Origin of the sequence: Dawidia soli, assembly GCF_018598185.1 — a bacterium.
GTDB lineage: Bacteria > Bacteroidota > Bacteroidia > Cytophagales > Cyclobacteriaceae > Ohtaekwangia > Ohtaekwangia soli.
This window is the reverse complement of sequence record NZ_JAHESC010000007.1, coordinates 30,254-49,445: the sequence shown is the minus strand read 5'-3', so window position 1 is coordinate 49,445 and position 19,192 is coordinate 30,254. Positions and strand designations below refer to the sequence as shown.

Sequence of the window (19,192 nt, the reverse complement as noted above, 5' to 3'; positions counted from 1 at the left end):
TCCCGGCAGCGGACTTCCGAAGCTCCCGCGCACAGACGATCGGAGTAGAGGATCTATGACAGCTGCAACAGGAAAACGGTCATGCTCTTGGGGCCGTGCGCGCCCAGTACCAGCGACTGCTCAATGTCGGCCGTCTTGGACGGGCCGGCAATGAATGTCCCTAATTCATATTGTTCCGAGCCTATGCGGGCATACGCCTCTTGCATGGTGGGCACCAGGTCTTCCACCCGCAGCACCAACGCAATGTGTTGCGCAATAAACGGCAGTACCCGATCGGGCATGCGGCTGTCGGTCAGCCATGCTGCACCATTTTCGGCTACGCCAAAGTGCGGCTCCAATACGATCAGGTCTACATCTTCAAAGCTGTGCGGGCCTGCCGGCATTGCCGCGGCCGGCAGGTCAAGTGCCGGAACAGCGGAGAGGATGCGCTGCGACGCAGTAAAGGTACCGTGAATATATTCAATGATCTCGTGCCAGGAGAATACACGCACGACGTTGCCGCCGATGCCGGTCAACGTTGTTTCAAAACGCGTGGTGAGCTCTTCTATGGCTGGGGTTCGCGGCGTCCAGACGGGGGGTGTCTGCGGCGGCGTCGACTTCCTGCCGGCCTTTACTGCTTGCAGTATTTTATCTCTGCTGTCCATGTTGCTGTCGGTTTTGGCGGTACCATTCCTGGAACGATTGTTTGGGCACGGCCGGCATCTCCCGTTGCTTGTACCACGGGTTGAGTTTATTGTTCAGGAGGGCCGGCAGGGATTTCATAAACCACCGCCCCACGGTGCCACTCCATCGGTAGAGGCGCGGACGCGCTAACACGGCCGCCATGCCTGTCAACCCTATCTTCTTCACGCCGCCTACATACCCCTGGCGGGCAAGCACTTGCCGCCAGTCGTAGAGCTGCTCGTGTATGTTGATCTTTACCGGGCATACATTAGTGCACGATCCGCACAACGTCGAGGCAAAGGGCAGGTCGGCGTGTCGTTTCATGTCAAGCGCGGGAGCCAGAATGGCCCCGATGGGGCCGGCAATGGCGTAGTGGTAACTATGGCCGCCGCTGCGCCGGTATACCGGGCAGGTGTTCATGCAGGCACCACACCGGATGCACTTGAGCGCATGGCGGAAGCTCTCTTCCTGCAGGCGTGCACTGCGGCCGTTGTCGACCAACACGATGTGCATCGTCTGCCCGGCGCGTGGGGTGCGGAAGTGGCTGGAATATGTCGTGACCGGTTGCCCGGTGGCGCTTCGCGCGAGCAGTCGCAGGAAGATGCCCAGGTCTTTGCGTTCGGGGATGATCTTTTCAATGCCCATGCACGCGATGTGCACATCGGCCAATTGTACTCCCAGGTCGGCGTTTCCTTCGTTCGTGCATACGACCACCTCGCCCGTTTCGGCTACCGCAAAGTTTACACCCGTGATGGCCACGCGGCTGGTCATAAACCGTTCCCGCAGGTGCGCGCGTGCGGCACCCGTAAGAAACTGCGGGTCGGCATTGCCGGCCGGTGTGCCGAGGTGGCGGTGAAACAACTCGCCGATCTCTTCTTTCTTCCAGTGTATACAGGGCAACACGATGTGGCTGGGCGGTTCGCCTGCCAGTTGCACGATGCGCTCGCCAAGGTCTGTATCGACGACTGTTATGCCCTTCTCTTGTAAGTAGTCATTCAAATGGCATTCTTCCGTCAACATCGATTTACTCTTGACGATGTTTGTAACGCCCGCCTGTTGTATGATGCGATGTACGATCTGATTATGCTCTTCGGCGGTCGCCGCCCAATGTACGGTGACACCGTTGCGTTGTGCCTGTGCCTCGAACTGTAGCAGGTAGTCGTGCAGGTTGTCGAGTACGCGATGTTTGATCTGCGATGCCGTCTCCCGCAGGTCCTCCCACTCCGGCAAGGTGTGGGCGGCGCGGTCGCGTTTCTCGCGGATGAACCACAGCGTTTTGTCATGCCAGTCCACGCGGGCTTCGTCGCGGTTAAACTTCTCGGCCAGGGTGGCGTGATCCGGGTGAGGCTGTGATGGGCTTACCATGCGTTGAGGATTTCGGCGACGTGTACAACTTTCATAGGACTGTTCTGGCGGCGCAGAATTCCTTCCAGGTGCATGAGGCAGGACATGTCGTTGCCCGTAATAAAGGCCGCTCCCTGTGCCTCATGGTCCGCAACCCGATCCTTGCCCATCTTTACCGATACGGCTTCTTCGGCCACGCAGAAGGTGCCGCCAAAGCCGCAGCATTCATCCGCGCGGTTAAGCTGCACCAGCTCAAGCCCTTCTACCAGGCCGAGCAGCTGACCCGTCTTGGAGAACGGTGGCGCTACCAGCTCTGACATCTGCGACAGCTTTAACCCGCGCTGTCCGTGACAGCTCTGGTGCAAACCCACGCGGTGCGGAAACCGGCTGGTCAAGGTCTTTACCTGTACGATGTCGGTGAGGAATTCGACCAGTTCGTAGGTGCGCCGGCGGATCGATGCAGCCTTCTCTTCGGCGCTTTCCACATGCAAATGGTCTTTAATGTGAAGCACGCAACTTCCTGATGGCGAGACGATGTAGTCGCAATCAGCAAAGTTCTCCACGAAGTTCTCATTACACCCCGTGGCCAGGTGCTCGAAGCCCGAGTTGGCCATGGGTTGCCCACAGCAGGTTTGCCGCGCGGGATATACTACCGTAACGCCCTGTTTTTCCAATACTTCCAGCGTTGCGATCGCTACCTGGGGATAGAACTGGTCTACGTAACAGGGCACAAATAATGCCACCTTCATAGTTTGTCTGGTCGGCACGTCTGTGCGCGTCGTTTTATCAACACCTAAAGTTAGCGGATTCAGTGTTAAATAAAATGATCGGTCAGGATTCTATAACACGCAGAGAAAGTGACCTTTATTTCTATACGAATAAAGATAAACAATCGCTGCGCTGCAAACTGTCATGTGCTGGCCGGCAACGTTATTATACTATACGGGCCTATTCATGCCGGAGCGTCTGTACCGGGTCTTTGGTGGCAGCCCGCAGGGAGTGGTAGGCGACCGTCATGACGGAGACGGCGAAACAGGCCGCCGCAGCAATAACCGGCACCAGGTACCCTACTTCAATATGGTAGGCGTAACTTTCCAGCCACTTGTTCATCAGGAACCAGCCCACCGGGCAGCCAATGACGGCGGCTACCACGACCAGTGTGCTGAACTCCTGCCCCATCAGCCGGACCAGTCCCGTGGTCGATGCCCCCATGGCCTTGCGGATGCCAAGCTCCTTGGTGCGCCGCTCGGCCGAGAAGGCCGACAGACCGAACAAACCCAGGCAGCTGATGAAGATGGAGACGATCGACAGGACATTAAACACCTTGCCGCGCTGGGCTTCAGACTTATAGTATTCTTCCCAATCGTGATTCAGGAACTTGTAACGCAGCGGGTATTGCGGCAGGTATTCTTTCCAAAGCTTTTCGGTAGACTGCAAGGCTTCGGCCGTTTTGCCGGCCTCCGCCCGGATAAGCATGCAGTTCATCCACGAGGTATCGATGCGCATAATGAGGGGCTCAACGGCGGCGTGCAGCGACCCGAAGTTGAAGTTTTTGACGATGCCGATGACTTTGCCTTTTTGGTCCCACATCGTAATCTCGCGACCGACGAGATCCTGGAGTCCGATCTTGGCGGCAGCCGCTTCGTTCATCACATAGTTATCGCTGTCGGCCACCTGGCTTCGGTCGAATGCGCGGCCTTCTGCCATTTCCATTTTCAAGGATTGGATAAAATCGTAGTCGACGTTCATGTTCGAGAACAGTATTTTATCGTCGGGATTCTTACCCTCCCACTGCACGCCATACGTGGAGTTACCAACGTTGATCGGCGACTGGCTGGACGCTGTAACGCTTTCGATCCCCGGAAGAGCCAGCAGTTCGTTGCGGAAGGTTTCATACTTCCGGGAGAGATCGCCCTCCATCCAGACCGAGTACAGGTTCTGACGGTCAAAACCGATGTTGCGATCTTCCATGAAGCTCATTTGCCGGAATACCACGATGGTGCTAATGATCAATATAATGGAAAGCGAAAACTGCACCACTACCAGCGACTTGCGAAAGGCCGCGGCGCGGTTGCCGCTCTTGAGCTGGCCCTTCAGCACCTGGGCCGGTTTAAAGCCGGCGATGACCAGGGCCGGATAGCTGCCGGCGGCGAACCCGGTAAAGACAATGATGCCGGCAAAGATCAACCACACGGTAGGGTCTACCGCCCGGAGCTGCACATCTTTACCCGTAAGGGTGTTGAACCCGGGCAGCAGCAGGAATGTCAGCAGGACGGCGATCGCCGCAGACAGCAGCACGGTAAAGAACGACTCGGCCATAAACTGCCGGAACAACTGGCGCGGTATCGCACCGATCACTTTTCGTAGCCCCACTTCCTTGGCCCGCTTGGTAGCCTGGGCGGTGGACAGATTCATAAAATTGATACAGGCGATGACCAGCACAAAAGCCGCTACAATCAGGAAGATGCGTACCGTTTCGATCCGCCCGCCCGACTGTATGCCGTTGTCAAAGTCTCCGTACAAGTAGGCGTCGCCGTAAGATTGTATAAACAGCGACACGTTGGTTTTCGCCTCGTGGGTTGCTATTTCGTCCCGAAGCTTACCGGAGAAATTAGTCGCATCGGCTCCTTGGGTCAACAGTACGTACGTGCGCACGTTGTTGTTGCCCCACTCGTCGAGCCATTCTTTATTGACATCGAAAAAGACCTGGAAGGGCAACAGGTATTCAAACTGCATCGAAGCACTTTTGGGAATGTCCTGCAACACGCCCGTTACCGTATAGGTCTTTTTGGCGTCTACCTGGAAGATCTTACCCAATGCCGACTGGGCGGAGCCGAAATAACTTTCGGCCATCGCACGGCTGATCACAACCGAGCTCTTGTCTTTCAACGCGGTATTGGCATCGCCCGCCAGTAGCGGGAACGTGAACATTTGCAGGAAATCCTGGTCTACATAAATGCCCTCGTTGAAGTACGACTTGTCGCCATATTGAAAAAGCAGGTTCTCTCCCCACGTCATGCGCGTGGCAAGCTCAATCTCGGGATATTTATCTTTAATGAAGGGAGCCATCGGCCCGGGCGTAGCGGCCCAGGTATAGATCCTGCCGTCGGACGCCTTCTGATTTTCCATGACGCGGTAAAGCCGGTCCGACTGCGCATGAAACTTGTCGACCTGTAGCTCGTCAAAAACCCAGAGTAATATGAGCAGCGTGCTGCAGATACCAAAGGCAAGGCCCAGGATGTTTACGCCCGAGAACAGCTTGTTACGAAAAATGTTTCGGAAGGTGATCAGCAGATAGTTCTTAATCATACCGGTAGCGTTTTTTGACAATGTGATACAAGGACAACCCCGGGCGACGCCGGGTTGCATAGAAGATACCAATGTTTTTTGGAAAAGTTACAGCGCCGCGGCGGTTTCCGGTCAGGCGGGTGATATGGGCAGCTCGATGAAAAAAGTCGTCCCCCTTCCGATTTCGGTCTCAAACCAGATCCGGCCTTTCATCTGCTCGATCGCCTGTTTGGCAATGGCCAGTCCCAGCCCCGACCCCGACTGTTTGGTGGTAAAGTGCGGAAAAAAGATGCGGTCCGCCACCTGGGGCTCGATGCCCTTGCCGTTGTCCTGAAAGGCAATGAGTATACCGGCTTCGGTCTTCTGCAGGGTGACGTGCACACTCACCGGCTCGGAGAAGCGCGCCGCCTGGAACGCATTCAGTATGATATTGGAGAACGTCCGGCCCAGCAGGGCCTCATCGCCTACGACGAAGATCTCTTTGAATGGTTCACGGAAATGAATGATCCCGGAGTGGCTGTGCAGGTCAACGATGCGCCGCACGAGGCTCATCAGCTCGAAGCGGGCATTGACCGGCTCGGGCATTTTGGCAAAGGCACTGAACGACGACGCGATCTCATTTAACGTATCTACCTGAATGAGCAGGCTCGACACGGCTTTCCCGGTCTTTTCGGGCGAGGCCGTTCCCCCTTGCACCGAGCGCTCCAGCTGTTGCAGCGTCAGCTTCATGGGCGTGAGCGGGTTTTTGATCTCGTGGGCTACCTGCTGGGCGATCTCCCGCCAGGTGCGCTCGCGTTGCGTCTGCTCCAGCTCTGCCTTGCTTTCACTGAGGTTGTAAAGCATCTGGTTATACTCTTTCACCATCATGCCGATCTCGTCATCCGATCGCCATACCAGGGGCTGGTTGGTTTTGGTCAGCGACGTCTTGCGCAGCGACTGGGTGATAAACTCCAGCGGAAACGTCAACCACTTCGACACAAAGTAGGCCAGCACCACCAGCGCAATAAAGATGATGGTAAAGATATTGAGGATCGTCGCCAGGATATTGATCTGTACCTTTTCCAACGACGCGGCCGAGCGGAAGAACGGAATGCCCAGGATGCCCGTCAACTCTCCGGTAACGGGCGACTTCAGCGCGGCATAGGACACCGAATACTCCAACGACCCGATCTGCTCTTTCTCGATAAACAGCCGCTCGCCCGCCTTTACTTTCTGCCAGGCCCGGGGATTCATATAGTGCGAGACAATACCGTTCTCTACGATCAACGGCTGGCTGGTGGTCAACAGCCGCCCGTTGGGAGTATAAACGTTCACATCGAGATTGGCCAGCGTGGCCACGTTGGCCACCTGGTTTTCGAACCCAACTCCGCTTTCGTCGTTTCCTTCGGACGCATCGCTCAGGAATCCCGCCAACTGCTGCCCCACGCTCCGGGCTTTGCTCAGGTATTCTTCGTTAAGTTGATTTTGCGACGAGCGGCTGATCAGCTGCAGGGTTACGACGCTGACAATGATCAGGGGCAGGAAGAACGAGGCATTCAGCAACAGCTGGATCCGCGCCGAGAAATACAGCTTGTCGCCATGTATATAGTTGGCAACCCCCTGCACGACGATAAAGACGAGAATAATCATCAGCCCCAGCGTCATGAGGAACGAGAAGTCGGCAAAGCGTGCCATCCAGGGTTCGTGCTGAGAGGTGACCACCGCCACGCGGCCATTCGAGTCCTCCTGGGCGATATGGTCATAGCCATCGATCTCGAGACCCGTTTGGTGTATCTCGGGGCGGCCAAGCCACGTAATGTCAAATCGTTGATCGTAGTTGAAGTTGCCGGAAGTATATAAAATGTGGTTGCCGGCCAATACGGCATAGCTCAGCTCCTGGTTGTCGTAAAACTGCTGAATGCGTTTGTCCACCAGCAGCTCGGGATACACGCTCTCGGGAATCACCTTTTTCAGCGACAGCTCCAATACCACATACCCCACGATGGTGCCGCTGCGGTGGACGGGCACGCGAACCAGGTACTGCTGCGCGGCATCACTGGTCGGATCACTCACGTAATAGACACCCGCATAATCCGTCCGGTAGGCATCCTGGTTGTACTGGGCCAGCAATTCGGAGAATGTTACCAGGGCATAGTTGCCCAACGACTCCCCCGCTGCGCTGAACAGATAGATGTCGACATCATACTTATTAAAGTAAACCGGCATGAACACCTGGCGGATCTTCTGGCGTATGGCGTCACGGCTCAGGAACGGACTGCCTAACCGCGTTTGTATAAACACGTCCTGGGCGATGTCGTTAGCTGTCTCGGCCAGCAGGTACTCACCAAAGTAGTCGCGCTCGATGAGGAAATCAGCGGCAAACCGGAACTGGTGCTCGATCTTTTCTTTTCCCGCAAAGTATTGCAGCGTATAGGCGCCGTTGGCGGCGAGCACAAACACGGCGATGAACAAATAGGCGAATGTCGCAAACCCCAATCGCTGCAGGCTGGCATATAGCCGCAGGCTGTACACAACGGCCAGGTAGATCACGGTGGTGATGATCGTGGAGCGGAACTCCTGCCCCGTTAACGTATTGATACCGGCAAAGATCGCAATGGCGATCACGAACGACACGATCAGCCGCAGCCGGTTGCGCTCCGCGGCCAACAGCCGGATAAAGGCATGGCTGAAAAAGAATGCACAGATGCCCGACAACAGCACCGCCAGAAATGCCAGGATCTTCATGCTATCGGGTTGTACCAGTTGCGCGACGTCGAGCGACAGCGATGAGTTATTGTATAAGGTCTGGATGACGACAAAAGGGAACAACATGGCGAACAATACACAAAGCGCACACACGATGTTCCAGAACCAGGCAAATGCCTTATACCGAAAGCGCCATTGCACGCCCTTGAACCGCACATACTGACGAAAAACAAATACACAGATGAACAACAGCGATAGCACGTTCAGCACGAGGTCGCCCAGGGAAGCATTGAGTGCGTCGGAAGCGAAGACCTGTGGATTAAAGGCGTCGGAGGCCATGATGTTAGCCGGAAAGTTAAACCGGATCATCGTTTGCCGTATAACCAGCACCACCAGGTATAACACCGCCACCGCCACTTCTCCATACGGTATATATACCGCCAGCCGGTATAACAAGAGGTACAGCGTCAACCACGCCAGCGACAGCAGGATGACCGCGGCGATCCGGGTGCGTTGGTATACCGGAAGCCCGTCGGGAAAGTTGACCTTGAACGGACATTGCCCCTGCACGCATACCGGGATGCCCGCGGGCGCTGACGGCTCCAGGATCGTAACATTGCCATTGGGAAACAAGCGGGTATTCCACGACGCGTTGAGATAATTATTGGTGATCGCATAGCGACGGTATAACGGCACGATGCCGACCAGCACGCTGCCGTCAGGGCGGTTGCGTTTTTGCGCCAGGTAGTCGCTGTTGCCGGCTTTGAGCAGCTTGACCAGAAATGCATCCGATATCGACGCATACGTCGGCACAAACGAGTTGTCGGTCCAGGCCACAACCTGGCCGTTGCTGTAGAGAAAAAAGGAACGATACGAACCTTTCGGGGCGGCCAGTACCGAATCTCGCTGCCACCGCGCATCCACTTCGGCCAGCTCCAGGCCGGTATTCCCGATCACCCGTTCCAGCCGGGCCGACAGCCGTTCAGTCGTCGAGCGCGTATCGGACTGGTTGGAGGTATAAACCGACACCAATCCGGCGACGAGAAAAACAACGAAGGCGATTATCAGTTTTACGATGCCGGATCTCACGGTTAGGGCAGACTAGGGTTACTCCTAAAATTAACGATTTTTAGAGAAGTAGATAGGTGGCAGCCAACGACGTGCCAATCAACGCCCCTGATCGGACTATTTTTTGGTTCGGTCGTAGCCGATGCCCCCGAAAAGATAAAGATACAAAATGCGTGAGTAGCGGTAGTTCAGGGGTATGAACAGCACCATGATGCCGACAAAAACACCGATGTGAAACCACTCGGACTTTTCAGGGAAGAACAGATAAAAGATAACGCTGAAAGCGACCAGGAGTGCCACCGTGAAACCATAGCCCACATACATGGCCCCCTGATAGAACCCGGGCTCGGGCTCCAGCCGCACACCGCAGTGCGGGCAGAACTCGTTCATGGTGTTAAACTTCCCCGGCTTTTCGAGGATGGACCAGGTAAAGATCTTCCCTTGGCGGCAACGGGGACAATTACCCTGCAGCAATGCTGTCAGTGAGCTCTTTTCGGGCATTACGGCTTGATTTATACCACAGATATCCTAAGATGCCAACGGCCAGATACGGCATGCACAGCAGGTACAATATGCCGGTGTTGATGCCGGCAGCAATGCCTGCCTGTCCGTTAGAGAAGTTGTTTTCCAGCGTAGAGCGGCACATGGCACACTGCGCCGCAACTTCGTGCAGGCTTCCCGCCAGGATGAGGAGGAAAAGGATGATATGCTTTTTCATACGGCCTATTTTAAGGTTGAGAATAATAGGGACTGATCATTAAATAAACGATCACGCCGGTTACGGCGACATACAGCCAGATCGGAAATGTTATCTTGGCCAGCTTACGGTGACGGGCGAAGTTGCCCGCCAGGGCACGCGCATACGAAAACAACACGAACGGAATGACGATTACCGACAGCAGAATGTGTGTAATCAGAATGACGAAGTACACATACCGGAGGGGCCCGGTGCCGCCGTAAGGCGTAGGGTCGCTGGTTATGTGATACAGGATATACATCACCAGAAACGATGCCGAACAGAGCATGCAAACCTTGATCAGACGCTCGTGTAGAATACGCTTTCCGTTCTTGATCGCCACCACGGCAGCAATCAGCAGCACGGCGGTGATACCGTTGATCGTCGCATAAATGGGCGGTAGGAATGAAAAGTCGTATCCCGGTATCTTCTCTACACCGAACAACGCTGCCACCGCTACCGGTATTACAACCGACAACGCAATGATCAACTTTTTATAAGGCTCTTTCTTCTGCTCCATCTCAATCGCGTGTTCCATAAAAGCTATTAATATTTCTTAAAGACTATTGTGAGTTCCGTTAGAAGCCTGTCGACGTCTTCACGATCGCTCGCATTATACTGTCCACGGATCGTGCCGGTCTCATCCAGCATGACCACGTTATGGGATTCCGGCAGCAGGAAAACACATGTACGATACATTTCCTCCAACTCCTTTTTCGGAAAGGTCAATCGTTCCATAAAACGACTGTCGCCAAACGTCTCTTCGATCCGCGCCAGCTGCGTGCCACTTTCCTTATCCAGTTCACCCAGCACGACCAGCAGGACGGTGTCGATCTTTTTATGTTGCAGCGTATTCCGCAACACACTGTCCGGCACGTGGTAGGGAAACGTCACGTGACCGCATGCTATCGGCACGCCGGCTGCCGGCGCCACCTGGAACAACGGCTCGACCGCAAATTCATTCTTGCCGAAGAATTTCAAAAAAACAAAGATGACACTCGGCAAAACCAACGCCACCAACAAGAAAACTATTCCTTTACCTTTCATGACGATCCTCTCTCCTCTCGTGAAAAAACAGAAGGCTTAAGTGTTGAACCTAAGCCTTCCATTGTATACTATTCTTTCATATTAGTGGAAGAACCGTGCGATAGAGATCTGAGTACCTTCGTAAATAAAGGCTACCAGCATCCATACGATAAATACCAGCGGAATGAGGATCGACCACATCAGCACTTTTGCTTCGTAGCGAAGGTGCATGAACTCGCCCACGATATACGCGGCTTTCACGATCGTCATTGCGATGAAGATCCATACGCGCAGATCTTTGTATTCGTGCGGAATGGTGAAGGCTACGGTAAATTCCAGGATCGTGATGATCAACAGGATGAGCGCCGTCATCCACAGTTTTTTGATCTTCGCCGTGTCCGGAGGGAGTACGGTAACGTGTGTAGTTTCTTCAGAATGTGCCATGTCTGTTCAGTTATATAGGACGTTGATCGATCGGAATTATACCAGGTAGAAGAAGGTGAACACGAATACCCACACCAGGTCTACAAAGTGCCAGTAGAGGCCTACTTTCTCCACCATTTCGTAGTGACCACGTCTATCGTAGACGCCAGTCACCGTGTTGTAATAAATAAGAAAGTTCAGGCAAACACCGCTGAACACGTGCGTACCGTGGAAACCTGTGATGAAGAAGAAGAATGCGGCAAAGTCGCGGGGACCGTACTGATTGTTCACGAGGTTGGCGCCAAAGAACGTTGTGCCTTCTGCTACCGCATCGCCCGTTTCTGCACCGTGGATAAAGTGTGACCACTCCCATGCCTGGCAGCCTAAGAAGGCAAGTCCGCCTACGATCGTCCACAACATCCATTTCTCAACAGCTTTGCGGTCCATGCGGTGACCGGCTTCTACCGCCAGTACCATGGTTACCGAGCTCATGATAAGGATGAAGGTCATGATGCCCACAAATACCAGGGGCAGGCTCATTCCGTGCAGGAACGGTACCGCTTCGAATACTTTCTCGGGAACGGGCCAGTAATTCGCTGAAAACTTAAATGCATGAACGGCGCCTTCATACGCAGGGTGCGCTGAGCGAACCATGCCGTACGTGATGAGAAGTGCAGAAAACGTAAAAGCATCCGACAGCAAAAAGAACCACATCATGAGTTTGCCATAGCTGGCACCCATGGGTGATACTCCGCCATCCCAGGCGCTCCGTCCCGGAGCCGTTGCTACTGAGGTACTTGCCATATTCTAAGTTAAATTTTCAGGTTTAAAGTTTATCTTCTGTTGGTTAAATACTGCGTTTCCCGCTCGCCTTGCTACTTATTCAGCAACAGAAAGACGAACAAATATAGCCAAAGAACACCCAAAAAGTGCCAGTAGGTGGCACACATTTCGAGCGTGTCCATATTGCCCCGGTGTATGCGTCCCCGCAGGGCGGCCACCAGCGCAATCACCAGGACGATCACCCCGCTGATCACGTGCAGCCCGTGCGCGCCACTTAATACGTACACAAAGGAATGAGAAACCGGTCCACCGGTAAAATGCTCATGCAGGGCAACCATCTGGTCGAATGCCAGCAGCTGACCTATCAAAAATGCAATGCCCAGGACGGTGGTTATTCCCACGGCGATCTTCAGTTGCTCGGCCACGTCGCGCCGCGCGGCACGCACCGCCCACACCATCGTTCCGCTGCTGATCAGGATGACACCCGTATTTACCCAGAACAGGTCGGGCAAAATGATCTCCGACCAGCCCATGTCACCACGTTTCACGATATACGCGCTGGTCCAGGCTCCAAAAAGCATGACCACCGTTGCCATGAAAAGCCACAACCCGAACTTCCTCGGGTTCATGGACAACGGCCGCTTGGCCTCTTCTACGATCTTGATGTCTACTGCCATTGTATATTCCTCCCCTCTCTCAAAGTTTATCTAACAAGTATGCGATCTGTACCATCGGCAGATACAAAAAAGAACCGAACATGATCTTCAACGCTGCCTTGCGGTCACCCGAGCGCATCAGCGAAAAGGTCTGCGCAAAGAACAACACGCCGCATACCGTCGCCACGATGGCCGACAGGGTACCCGTTATGCCGAACGTTGCCGGCAGCAGGCCCATCGGGATCAGGAACATGGTATAGATCATGATCTGGATGGCGGTGTTCAGGTCTTTCTGCCCGCCGGAGGGCAACAGTTTAAAGCCGGCTTTCTTATAGTCCTCGTCCGCTACCCAGGCAATGGCCCAGAAGTGCGGAAACTGCCAAATGAATTGTATACCGAAAATGATCAATGCCTCGTGCGAGATGCTGCCGGTGGCGGCGGTCCAGCCCAGCAGCGGCGGCAGCGCGCCGGGTATCGCGCCGACAAATACGGCGATCGGACCTACGCGTTTCAACGGTGTGTACACAAAGCTATACAGCAGCATCGACACGATCGACAGCGCCGTGGTCAGCGGGTTGGTAAAGGTGATCAGCAAGGAAACACCCGCGACAAAGCAGAGGATCGAAAAAACAATAGCCTCCTGGATGGAGAGCCGCTCCGTGGGAAGCGGGCGCACCTGCGTACGTGTCATGAGCTTATCGAGGTCTTTCTCGAGGATCTGGTTCACCGTGACGGAAGCACCCGACAGCAGGAAGCCGCCGGCGAATACCATGGCCAGCGTAAACCAGTCGATTCGCGGTGACGCGAGTACATATCCAAAGGCGCAGGAAAAAGAGACCAGGAAGGAAAGTCTGAATTTCAACAGCTCCCAATACGCCCGGGCTTTGGCCCCCGCGAGCGTCGCTCCTGAAAGTAAATGCGTTTGTCCGGCAATCATGATAGCGCAGCTACAGGTTTTTCTTTTCTATTGAGCTTCAGCAGCAACATGAACTGGAGTCCGAACGTAAGCGACGCCAGCAGCAAATGCACCGGCTGAAGATACGGCGGCACAGCAAACCAGGCCATGCTGACACCCGTTAAAATGGTGCCCAAAATTAGCACGATTAGGGTAAGCAGGAAAGCTTTTGCCCCTTCTGTTTTGCGCAATTTCAGGATTAATCCGACATGCAACAGCAGTACGATCCACGAGAACGAACGGTGTAGAATAAAGGCATCGCCCAGGTTCGCGATCCACTGCTCGCGTACGGCATACGCCGCTACTTCGTCGATGGCCTCGCGCACTTGCGTACCCAGCAGTACTTGTACCAACAGCACGGCCATGCACGCCAGCAGCCACCAAAAGCCCGTAGACGACTCGATCATCGTAGCATAGCTGCTGCGGTGTACCAGGTAGAACAACAGCGCCACCAGCAGCAGCGCCAGGAACATGTGTACGGTAATGGTCCACGGCGTAAGATTTGTCGAGACCACAAAAGAGCCGATCCACCCCTGAAAACATACGAGCAAAAACGACAGCAGCGATACAGTCGTGATCCGGGGCTCGGTGCGCCGAAAGCGAATGGATGAGATGAACACGGCGAAGATCAGAAACCCGATCACCACGCCCGTCAGGCGGTTGAGGTATTCGATCAGTGTCTTGGTGGGATTAAAGTCACCCTCCCGCAATACGGCCGGATCGTTGAGGATCTTGTCGGCCGTCTCGTGCATGCCGACCAGGCGCAGATACCGGGCAAAACGCTGGTTTTTCTTGTCGCGATGGGCCGCATAGATGTCCTTATAGTTCTCGGGCAGCGCCTCTACCGACGTCGGTGGTACCCACTGGCCAAAACATTTCGGCCAGTCCGGACAGCCCATGCCCGAACCGGTGCTGCGCACGACACCGCCAACCAGGATCAGCACATAGACGGCGATCAGCGTAGAAATCGTCAGCCTTCGAAAGGACCTCATGAATCGTTTTAAAAACTGAGGGTTCCAGGCTCCGGTAAGATGTTGCCATCTTTCCCTGCGAAGCCTGGAACCCTGCTATGAATATCTATTAATGGTTGCCTTCCAGCTTGCCTCCCTGGATGATAATATCATCACCCGAAGTGCTTTCCAGCTTGATCAGCTCAGTTTCGTGCGGAAGGTTGGATTCCGGCGTTTCCGAGAACGGTATGGTCTGCGGGATGAAGTCATCTTTCGCGCCCGGCTTGCTGTAGTCATAAGGCCAGCGGTATACCGCCGGGATTTCGCCAGGCCAGTTGCCGTGACCCGGGTTGCGCGGGGTGGTCCACTCCAGCGTGTTGGCGTTCCACGGGTTGGCCGGCGCCAAACGGCCGCGCCAGATGCTGTAGAAGAAGTTGAACAGGAAGATGAACTGCGCCGCCAGTGTCAGAATAGCCGCGAGAGACACCAGCATGTTCAGATCTGCGAAACCACTGAAGGTCTCGAAGTTCGTCCAGGAATAATATCTTCTCGGGAAGCCCGCGATACCAATGTAGTGCATCGGGAAGAACACCATGTATACACCGATGAAGGTGATCCAGAAATGGATCTGGCCCAGGCGCTCGTTCATCATGCGACCGAACATCTTCGGGAACCAGTGGTAGATACCGGCCAGCATACCGAAGAACGATGCGCTACCCATTACCAGGTGGAAGTGAGCGACCACGAAATATGTATCGTGCAGCTGGATGTCGATGGCCGAGTTACCCAGGAAGATACCGGTGATACCGCCTGTCAGGAAGAACGATACCAGGCCGATCGAGAAGAGCATGCCGGGTGTAAATACGATATTACCCTTCCACAGTGTTGTTACATAGTTGAAGATCTTCACCGCAGACGGTACCGCGATGATCAGCGTCAACAGCATGAAGATCGAGCCCAGGAACGGGTTCATACCCGTCACGAACATGTGGTGTGCCCATACGATGAACGACAGGATGGCGATGAAGAGCATGGAACCGATCATGGCCTTGTAGCCGAAGATAGGCTTGCGCGAGTTGGTGGCAATGATCTCCGAAGAGATACCCAGCGCCGGCAACAATACGATATATACTTCGGGGTGACCGAGGAACCAGAACAAGTGCTGGAACAGCACCGGGCTACCACCGTCGTGCGCGAGGGCTTCACCACCGATATAGATGTCCGACAGGTAGAAGCTGGTGCCGAAGCTACGATCGAAGATCAGCAGCAACGCCGCAGCAAACAGTACGGGGAACGACAGGATACCGATAATGGCCGTAAAGAAGAAGGCCCAGATCGTCAGCGGCAACCGGGTAAACGACATACCCCGGGTACGCATGTTGATCACAGTCGAAATGTAGTTGATGCTTCCCAACAGCGAGCTCACGATAAACAATGCCATGGCGACCAGCCACAAGGTCATCCCCAGGCCCGAGCCTTTAATGGCTTGCGGCAGCGCGCTCAGGGGCGGGTATACCGTCCAGCCACCGGCCGCAGGGCCGGTCTCGAGGAACAGGGAGATGAACATCAGCACGCTGGAAGCAAAGAAGAACCAGTAGGACAGCATGTTCATAAAGCCCGAGGCCATATCGCGGGCGCCGATCTGCAGCGGAATGAGGAAGTTCGAGAACGTACCGCTCAAACCGGCGGTCAGTACGAAGAACACCATGATGGTACCGTGCATCGTCACCAGCGCCAGGTAGAACTCGGGGTCGAGCTTACCTTCGGGCGTGATCCAGCCCCCCAGGATGGGCTTCAGCCACTCCAGGTTCATGTCGGGGAAGCCGAGCTGCAGACGGAAGATCACCGAAAGCGAGCCGCCCAGCAAAGCCCAGAAGATACCCGTGATGAGGAACTGCTTACCAATGATCTTATGGTCTTCGCTGAAAATATACGTGGTCCAGAAGTTTCCACCGTGGTGCTCGTGGTCGTGATCATGATCGTGACCATCGCCGTGGTGGTGTACGTCTTGGTGAATGTGGATATCGGTTGTTGCCATGTCGTTGTTAAATCTTGATGGGAATACTGCTTCTTATTCTTTCACTACCGCTACACCGGCACCGGGATCAGCTTGCATACCGGCTTTGATCATAGCTGCCTCCTTCAATTCCGCCGGTACCTTGTTGAGGTAGTCGGGGTTTTGTTTCAGCCAGGCCTCTTGTGAAGCCTTCCAACGCTCATAGTCTTCCTGCTCTTCTACGACTACCGACATCTTCATCGAGAAGTGTCCGCGGCCGCAGATCTCCGTACAGGCAAGCTCGTAATTGAAATTCGGGTTGCCGAGCTCGTCGCGCATTTGCTCCGTAGTCTTGGTTGCCACGAACTTAAATTGCGTGGGCATACCCGGCACGGCGTCCATCTTCACGCGGAAGTGCGGCAGGAACACGCTGTGAATAACATCTTTCGCACGGATCTTCAGCAGGATCTCCTGCCCTACCGGCAAGTGCAGTTCCAGAGACTTGAAATCGTCGAACGAGTTCTTGTCGCTCAGGTCCAGACCAAATTCGTTTACAGCGTCGATGAGCTTGTAGTTCACCTTGCCCAGCGATTGGTCTTTCACACCCGGGTAACGGGCGGTCCAGGCAAACTGCTGCGCGATCAGTTCGATCACCTCGGCATCTTTTGACGCCGGCGCAGTGATCTCGTTCCAGGTGCGCAGACCCGTGAAGATCAACAGGGCCAGCACAATGGCGGGTATGATCGTCCAGGTAAGCTCCAGGTAGTGGTTGTCCGGGAAGAACTTCGCGCGGCGGGCCGGGTTGTAACGATATTGGTAAATGAACACGAACATGATGATCGAGATGATCACGAACGCGATCACGGTGATCGCCATCGTGATCCAGAACAGACCATCGGTCTTCTTGCCGTGCTCGGAAGCGATCGGCAACGTATACAGATCAAAACGGGTAAACGAATACCAGAAGAAAAGTGCCAGACTCAACACCAGGAAGACGATAAAGAGCACGGCATGTACCCCGTTGCTGGGACTTACATACTCCTCCTTCTTACCTCTCGCGATGCCTACTAAAGTGCTTATCCGGAAGATCAGGAATAGAATTCCGAGAACCAGAACAACACCCAGAACAATAATCAAACTCATCATAGCGCTTTCTATAAATTAAATGTGGTGACCAAGACTTTCTTGTAACATCGGATGGTTCTTACCAACCAGCGGCAGCTTCGTAAGGCTGCTGAGAACCACAAGCAGGAACACTGCTGTGAAGATCAGGAACGTGCCGATTTCCAGGAAACCGACGCCGCCGTCGTGTTGCATCACGCCCGGAGTCACCATGTTGAAGAAATCAAACCAGTGTCCTACGATAACGATCGGGCAAACCAGCTTCAGGGTAGACAGCTGACGTTTTGAATCACGCGTCATCAGAAGCAGGAACGGAAGAACAAAGTTTACGATGATGTTGAGGTAGAAGATCCAGCTATAAGGACTGGTCCGCATACGCTCGATGAAGTATACTGTTTCTTCCGGGATGTTGGCGTAGTAGATCAGCAGGAACTGACCGAACCAGATATAGGTCCAGAAGATCGAGAAAGCAAATACGAATTTACCGAGGTCGTGCAGGTGGTTCGAGTTCACCACTTTCAGGTATCCTGCCGACTTCAGGCTGGCGGCAATCCAGGTGATCGCGGCCAGGGCCGTTACCCACCAGCTGGCAAATACATACCAACCGAACATCGTCGAGAACCAGTGCGTGTCGATGCTCATCACCCAGTCCCATGCGGCAATCGAAGAGCTCACGCCGAAGACGATCAGGAACACGGTAGAAACGACGCGGTTCTTGTACCAATACTCGGTAGACGGATCGAGATCTTCCGCCATCATGTTCTTTCTGATCCGGGTAAAGAAATAATACCACAGGCCAAAGAAAAGGACCATGCGAAGGATAAAGAAGAGCGGGAAAGTACCGCCGGCCAGGGGCCAGAAAAAGAACGGCGCCTTTTTGTTGATGATCTTATCGAACTGCCCGCCGTTGGGGTCGTACAGGTAGCTGTGCGTCCAGTGGAAGATGTCGTGGTGCGTCAGGAACCAGAGCACGAGGGTCAGGATACCCGCGATCGGGATCCACGTGCCCATGGCCATGGCAATGCGCTTCACACCGGCCGACCAGCCGGCCATGGCAGCGTACTGGATGGCTACGAAAAACAAACCGATGAGACCGAGACCGATAAAGAAGACGTTGTTCTGCCACAGTGTGGTGTACAACCGCTTCCGCCAGGTAGGTGCTTCGTGGTGCTCGCCGCCGCCATGGACATCGTGCCCATGGCCTTCGGATGCCGCCGCATGTTCGTCGTGTTGTGCGCCTTCAGAAGCGGCCGCACCGTGCTCATTGCTGGCGACCATTTTCTCGGTGTGTAAAGCCCCGTGGTGCCCCTCTTCGTGGTGCCCACCTTTACCTTCTTGCGATATTGCATACCCGAGGCCGATAGCGAAGAGCAGAATACCTGCAAAGAGCAGGTAGAAAAGCTTCCGCTTGGTCTCCGGTCTGAATACATACTGTTCGTCAGCAACTTCTACGTGATGATGAGCCATTGTTTTATCGTTATCCGTGGTCGGTTATCG

17 protein-coding genes are annotated in these 19,192 nt (G+C 54.5%); all 17 read right to left on the bottom strand.

Going from position 1 to position 19,192, the window contains the following annotated elements; genetic code table 11:
* Positions 1–53: 53 nt before the first annotated feature.
* The 17 genes from KK078_RS06740 to KK078_RS06660 all read right to left on the bottom strand — a co-directional run bounded on the left by KK078_RS06740 (position 54) and on the right by KK078_RS06660 (position 19,162).
* On the bottom strand, positions 54–644 hold the full coding sequence (locus tag KK078_RS06740) for a LutC/YkgG family protein (RefSeq protein ID WP_254089487.1): 591 nt from the start codon (positions 642–644) through the stop codon (positions 54–56).
* Positions 628–2,028, bottom strand: coding sequence for a lactate utilization protein B (locus KK078_RS06735; protein ID WP_254089486.1), 1,401 nt, complete (start codon positions 2,026–2,028; stop codon positions 628–630). The genes KK078_RS06740 and KK078_RS06735 overlap by 17 nt, the downstream gene beginning before the upstream one ends.
* Positions 2,022–2,756, bottom strand: a complete 735-nt coding sequence (locus KK078_RS06730; RefSeq protein ID WP_254089485.1) for a (Fe-S)-binding protein — start codon at positions 2,754–2,756, stop codon at positions 2,022–2,024. Before KK078_RS06730 ends, KK078_RS06735 begins: the two co-directional genes overlap by 7 nt.
* Positions 2,757–2,955: 199 nt before the next feature.
* The gene (locus KK078_RS06725; RefSeq protein WP_254089484.1) at positions 2,956–5,316 is read right to left on the bottom strand and encodes an ABC transporter permease; all 2,361 of its coding nucleotides are present in this window, start codon (positions 5,314–5,316) and stop codon (positions 2,956–2,958) included.
* Positions 5,317–5,427: 111 nt separating this feature from the next.
* Positions 5,428–9,069 (bottom strand): ATP-binding protein, encoded by a 3,642-nt coding sequence (locus tag KK078_RS30625; RefSeq protein WP_254089483.1) that lies wholly within the window; start codon positions 9,067–9,069, stop codon positions 5,428–5,430.
* Between the two features lie 96 nt (positions 9,070–9,165).
* A complete protein-coding gene (locus KK078_RS06715; RefSeq protein WP_254089482.1) occupies positions 9,166–9,549 on the bottom strand; it encodes a DUF983 domain-containing protein in 384 nt (127 codons plus the stop codon).
* Complete coding sequence (locus KK078_RS06710) at positions 9,509–9,766, bottom strand: hypothetical protein (RefSeq protein WP_254089481.1); 258 nt, start codon at positions 9,764–9,766, stop codon at positions 9,509–9,511. The genes KK078_RS06715 and KK078_RS06710 overlap by 41 nt, the downstream gene beginning before the upstream one ends.
* Before the next feature lie 10 nt (positions 9,767–9,776).
* Complete coding sequence (locus KK078_RS06705; RefSeq protein WP_254089480.1) at positions 9,777–10,322, bottom strand: DUF420 domain-containing protein; 546 nt, start codon at positions 10,320–10,322, stop codon at positions 9,777–9,779.
* Positions 10,323–10,330: 8 nt separating this feature from the next.
* A complete protein-coding gene (locus tag KK078_RS06700; RefSeq protein WP_254089479.1) occupies positions 10,331–10,831 on the bottom strand; it encodes a hypothetical protein in 501 nt (166 codons plus the stop codon).
* Between the two features lie 81 nt (positions 10,832–10,912).
* Positions 10,913–11,254: a cytochrome C oxidase subunit IV family protein gene (locus tag KK078_RS06695; RefSeq protein ID WP_254089478.1), complete on the bottom strand. Its 342-nt coding sequence runs from the start codon at positions 11,252–11,254 to the stop codon at positions 10,913–10,915.
* Positions 11,255–11,290: 36 nt separating this feature from the next.
* Complete coding sequence (locus KK078_RS06690) at positions 11,291–12,037, bottom strand: cytochrome c oxidase subunit 3 (RefSeq protein WP_254089477.1); 747 nt, start codon at positions 12,035–12,037, stop codon at positions 11,291–11,293.
* 71 nt (positions 12,038–12,108) lie between these two features.
* Positions 12,109–12,693 carry a cytochrome c oxidase subunit 3 gene (locus KK078_RS06685; RefSeq protein WP_254089476.1) on the bottom strand — a complete coding sequence of 195 codons (585 nt, stop codon included), beginning with the start codon at positions 12,691–12,693 and terminating at the stop codon, positions 12,109–12,111.
* A gap of 19 nt (positions 12,694–12,712) precedes the next feature.
* On the bottom strand, positions 12,713–13,609 hold the full coding sequence (gene cyoE / locus KK078_RS06680; RefSeq protein WP_254089475.1) for a heme o synthase: 897 nt from the start codon (positions 13,607–13,609) through the stop codon (positions 12,713–12,715).
* Positions 13,606–14,619: a COX15/CtaA family protein gene (locus KK078_RS06675; RefSeq protein ID WP_254089474.1), complete on the bottom strand. Its 1,014-nt coding sequence runs from the start codon at positions 14,617–14,619 to the stop codon at positions 13,606–13,608. The genes cyoE and KK078_RS06675 overlap by 4 nt, the downstream gene beginning before the upstream one ends.
* A gap of 88 nt (positions 14,620–14,707) precedes the next feature.
* Entirely contained in the window at positions 14,708–16,615 is a 1,908-nt protein-coding gene (locus KK078_RS06670; RefSeq protein ID WP_254089473.1) for a cytochrome c oxidase subunit I, read from the bottom strand.
* 33 nt (positions 16,616–16,648) lie between these two features.
* The gene (locus tag KK078_RS06665) at positions 16,649–17,719 is read right to left on the bottom strand and encodes a cytochrome c oxidase subunit II (protein ID WP_254089472.1); all 1,071 of its coding nucleotides are present in this window, start codon (positions 17,717–17,719) and stop codon (positions 16,649–16,651) included.
* 15 nt (positions 17,720–17,734) lie between these two features.
* Positions 17,735–19,162 carry a quinol:cytochrome C oxidoreductase gene (locus tag KK078_RS06660; protein ID WP_254089471.1) on the bottom strand — a complete coding sequence of 476 codons (1,428 nt, stop codon included), beginning with the start codon at positions 19,160–19,162 and terminating at the stop codon, positions 17,735–17,737.
* Positions 19,163–19,192: the final 30 nt, after the last annotated feature.

Bases quoted from the DNA above. Each gene is read 5' to 3' on its own strand.
- KK078_RS06735 (WP_254089486.1), bottom strand. From the start codon at position 2,028: ATGGTAAGCCCATCACAGCCTCACCCGGATCACGCCACCCTGGCCGAG.
- KK078_RS06700 (WP_254089479.1), bottom strand. From the start codon at position 10,831: ATGAAAGGTAAAGGAATAGTTTTCTTGTTGGTGGCGTTGGTTTTGCCG.
- KK078_RS06725 (WP_254089484.1), bottom strand. From the start codon at position 5,316: ATGATTAAGAACTATCTGCTGATCACCTTCCGAAACATTTTTCGTAAC.
- KK078_RS06710 (WP_254089481.1), bottom strand. From the start codon at position 9,766: ATGAAAAAGCATATCATCCTTTTCCTCCTCATCCTGGCGGGAAGCCTG.
- KK078_RS06685 (WP_254089476.1), bottom strand. From the start codon at position 12,693: ATGGCAGTAGACATCAAGATCGTAGAAGAGGCCAAGCGGCCGTTGTCC.
- KK078_RS06695 (WP_254089478.1), bottom strand. From the start codon at position 11,254: ATGGCACATTCTGAAGAAACTACACACGTTACCGTACTCCCTCCGGAC.
- KK078_RS06675 (WP_254089474.1), bottom strand. From the start codon at position 14,619: ATGAGGTCCTTTCGAAGGCTGACGATTTCTACGCTGATCGCCGTCTAT.
- KK078_RS06670 (WP_254089473.1), bottom strand. From the start codon at position 16,615: ATGGCAACAACCGATATCCACATTCACCAAGACGTACACCACCACGGC.
- KK078_RS06665 (WP_254089472.1), bottom strand. From the start codon at position 17,719: ATGATGAGTTTGATTATTGTTCTGGGTGTTGTTCTGGTTCTCGGAATT.
- KK078_RS06715 (WP_254089482.1), bottom strand. From the start codon at position 9,549: ATGCCCGAAAAGAGCTCACTGACAGCATTGCTGCAGGGTAATTGTCCC.
- cyoE (WP_254089475.1), bottom strand. From the start codon at position 13,609: ATGATTGCCGGACAAACGCATTTACTTTCAGGAGCGACGCTCGCGGGG.
- KK078_RS06730 (WP_254089485.1), bottom strand. From the start codon at position 2,756: ATGAAGGTGGCATTATTTGTGCCCTGTTACGTAGACCAGTTCTATCCC.
- KK078_RS06705 (WP_254089480.1), bottom strand. From the start codon at position 10,322: ATGGAACACGCGATTGAGATGGAGCAGAAGAAAGAGCCTTATAAAAAG.
- KK078_RS06660 (WP_254089471.1), bottom strand. From the start codon at position 19,162: ATGGCTCATCATCACGTAGAAGTTGCTGACGAACAGTATGTATTCAGA.
- KK078_RS06740 (WP_254089487.1), bottom strand. From the start codon at position 644: ATGGACAGCAGAGATAAAATACTGCAAGCAGTAAAGGCCGGCAGGAAG.
- KK078_RS06690 (WP_254089477.1), bottom strand. From the start codon at position 12,037: ATGGCAAGTACCTCAGTAGCAACGGCTCCGGGACGGAGCGCCTGGGAT.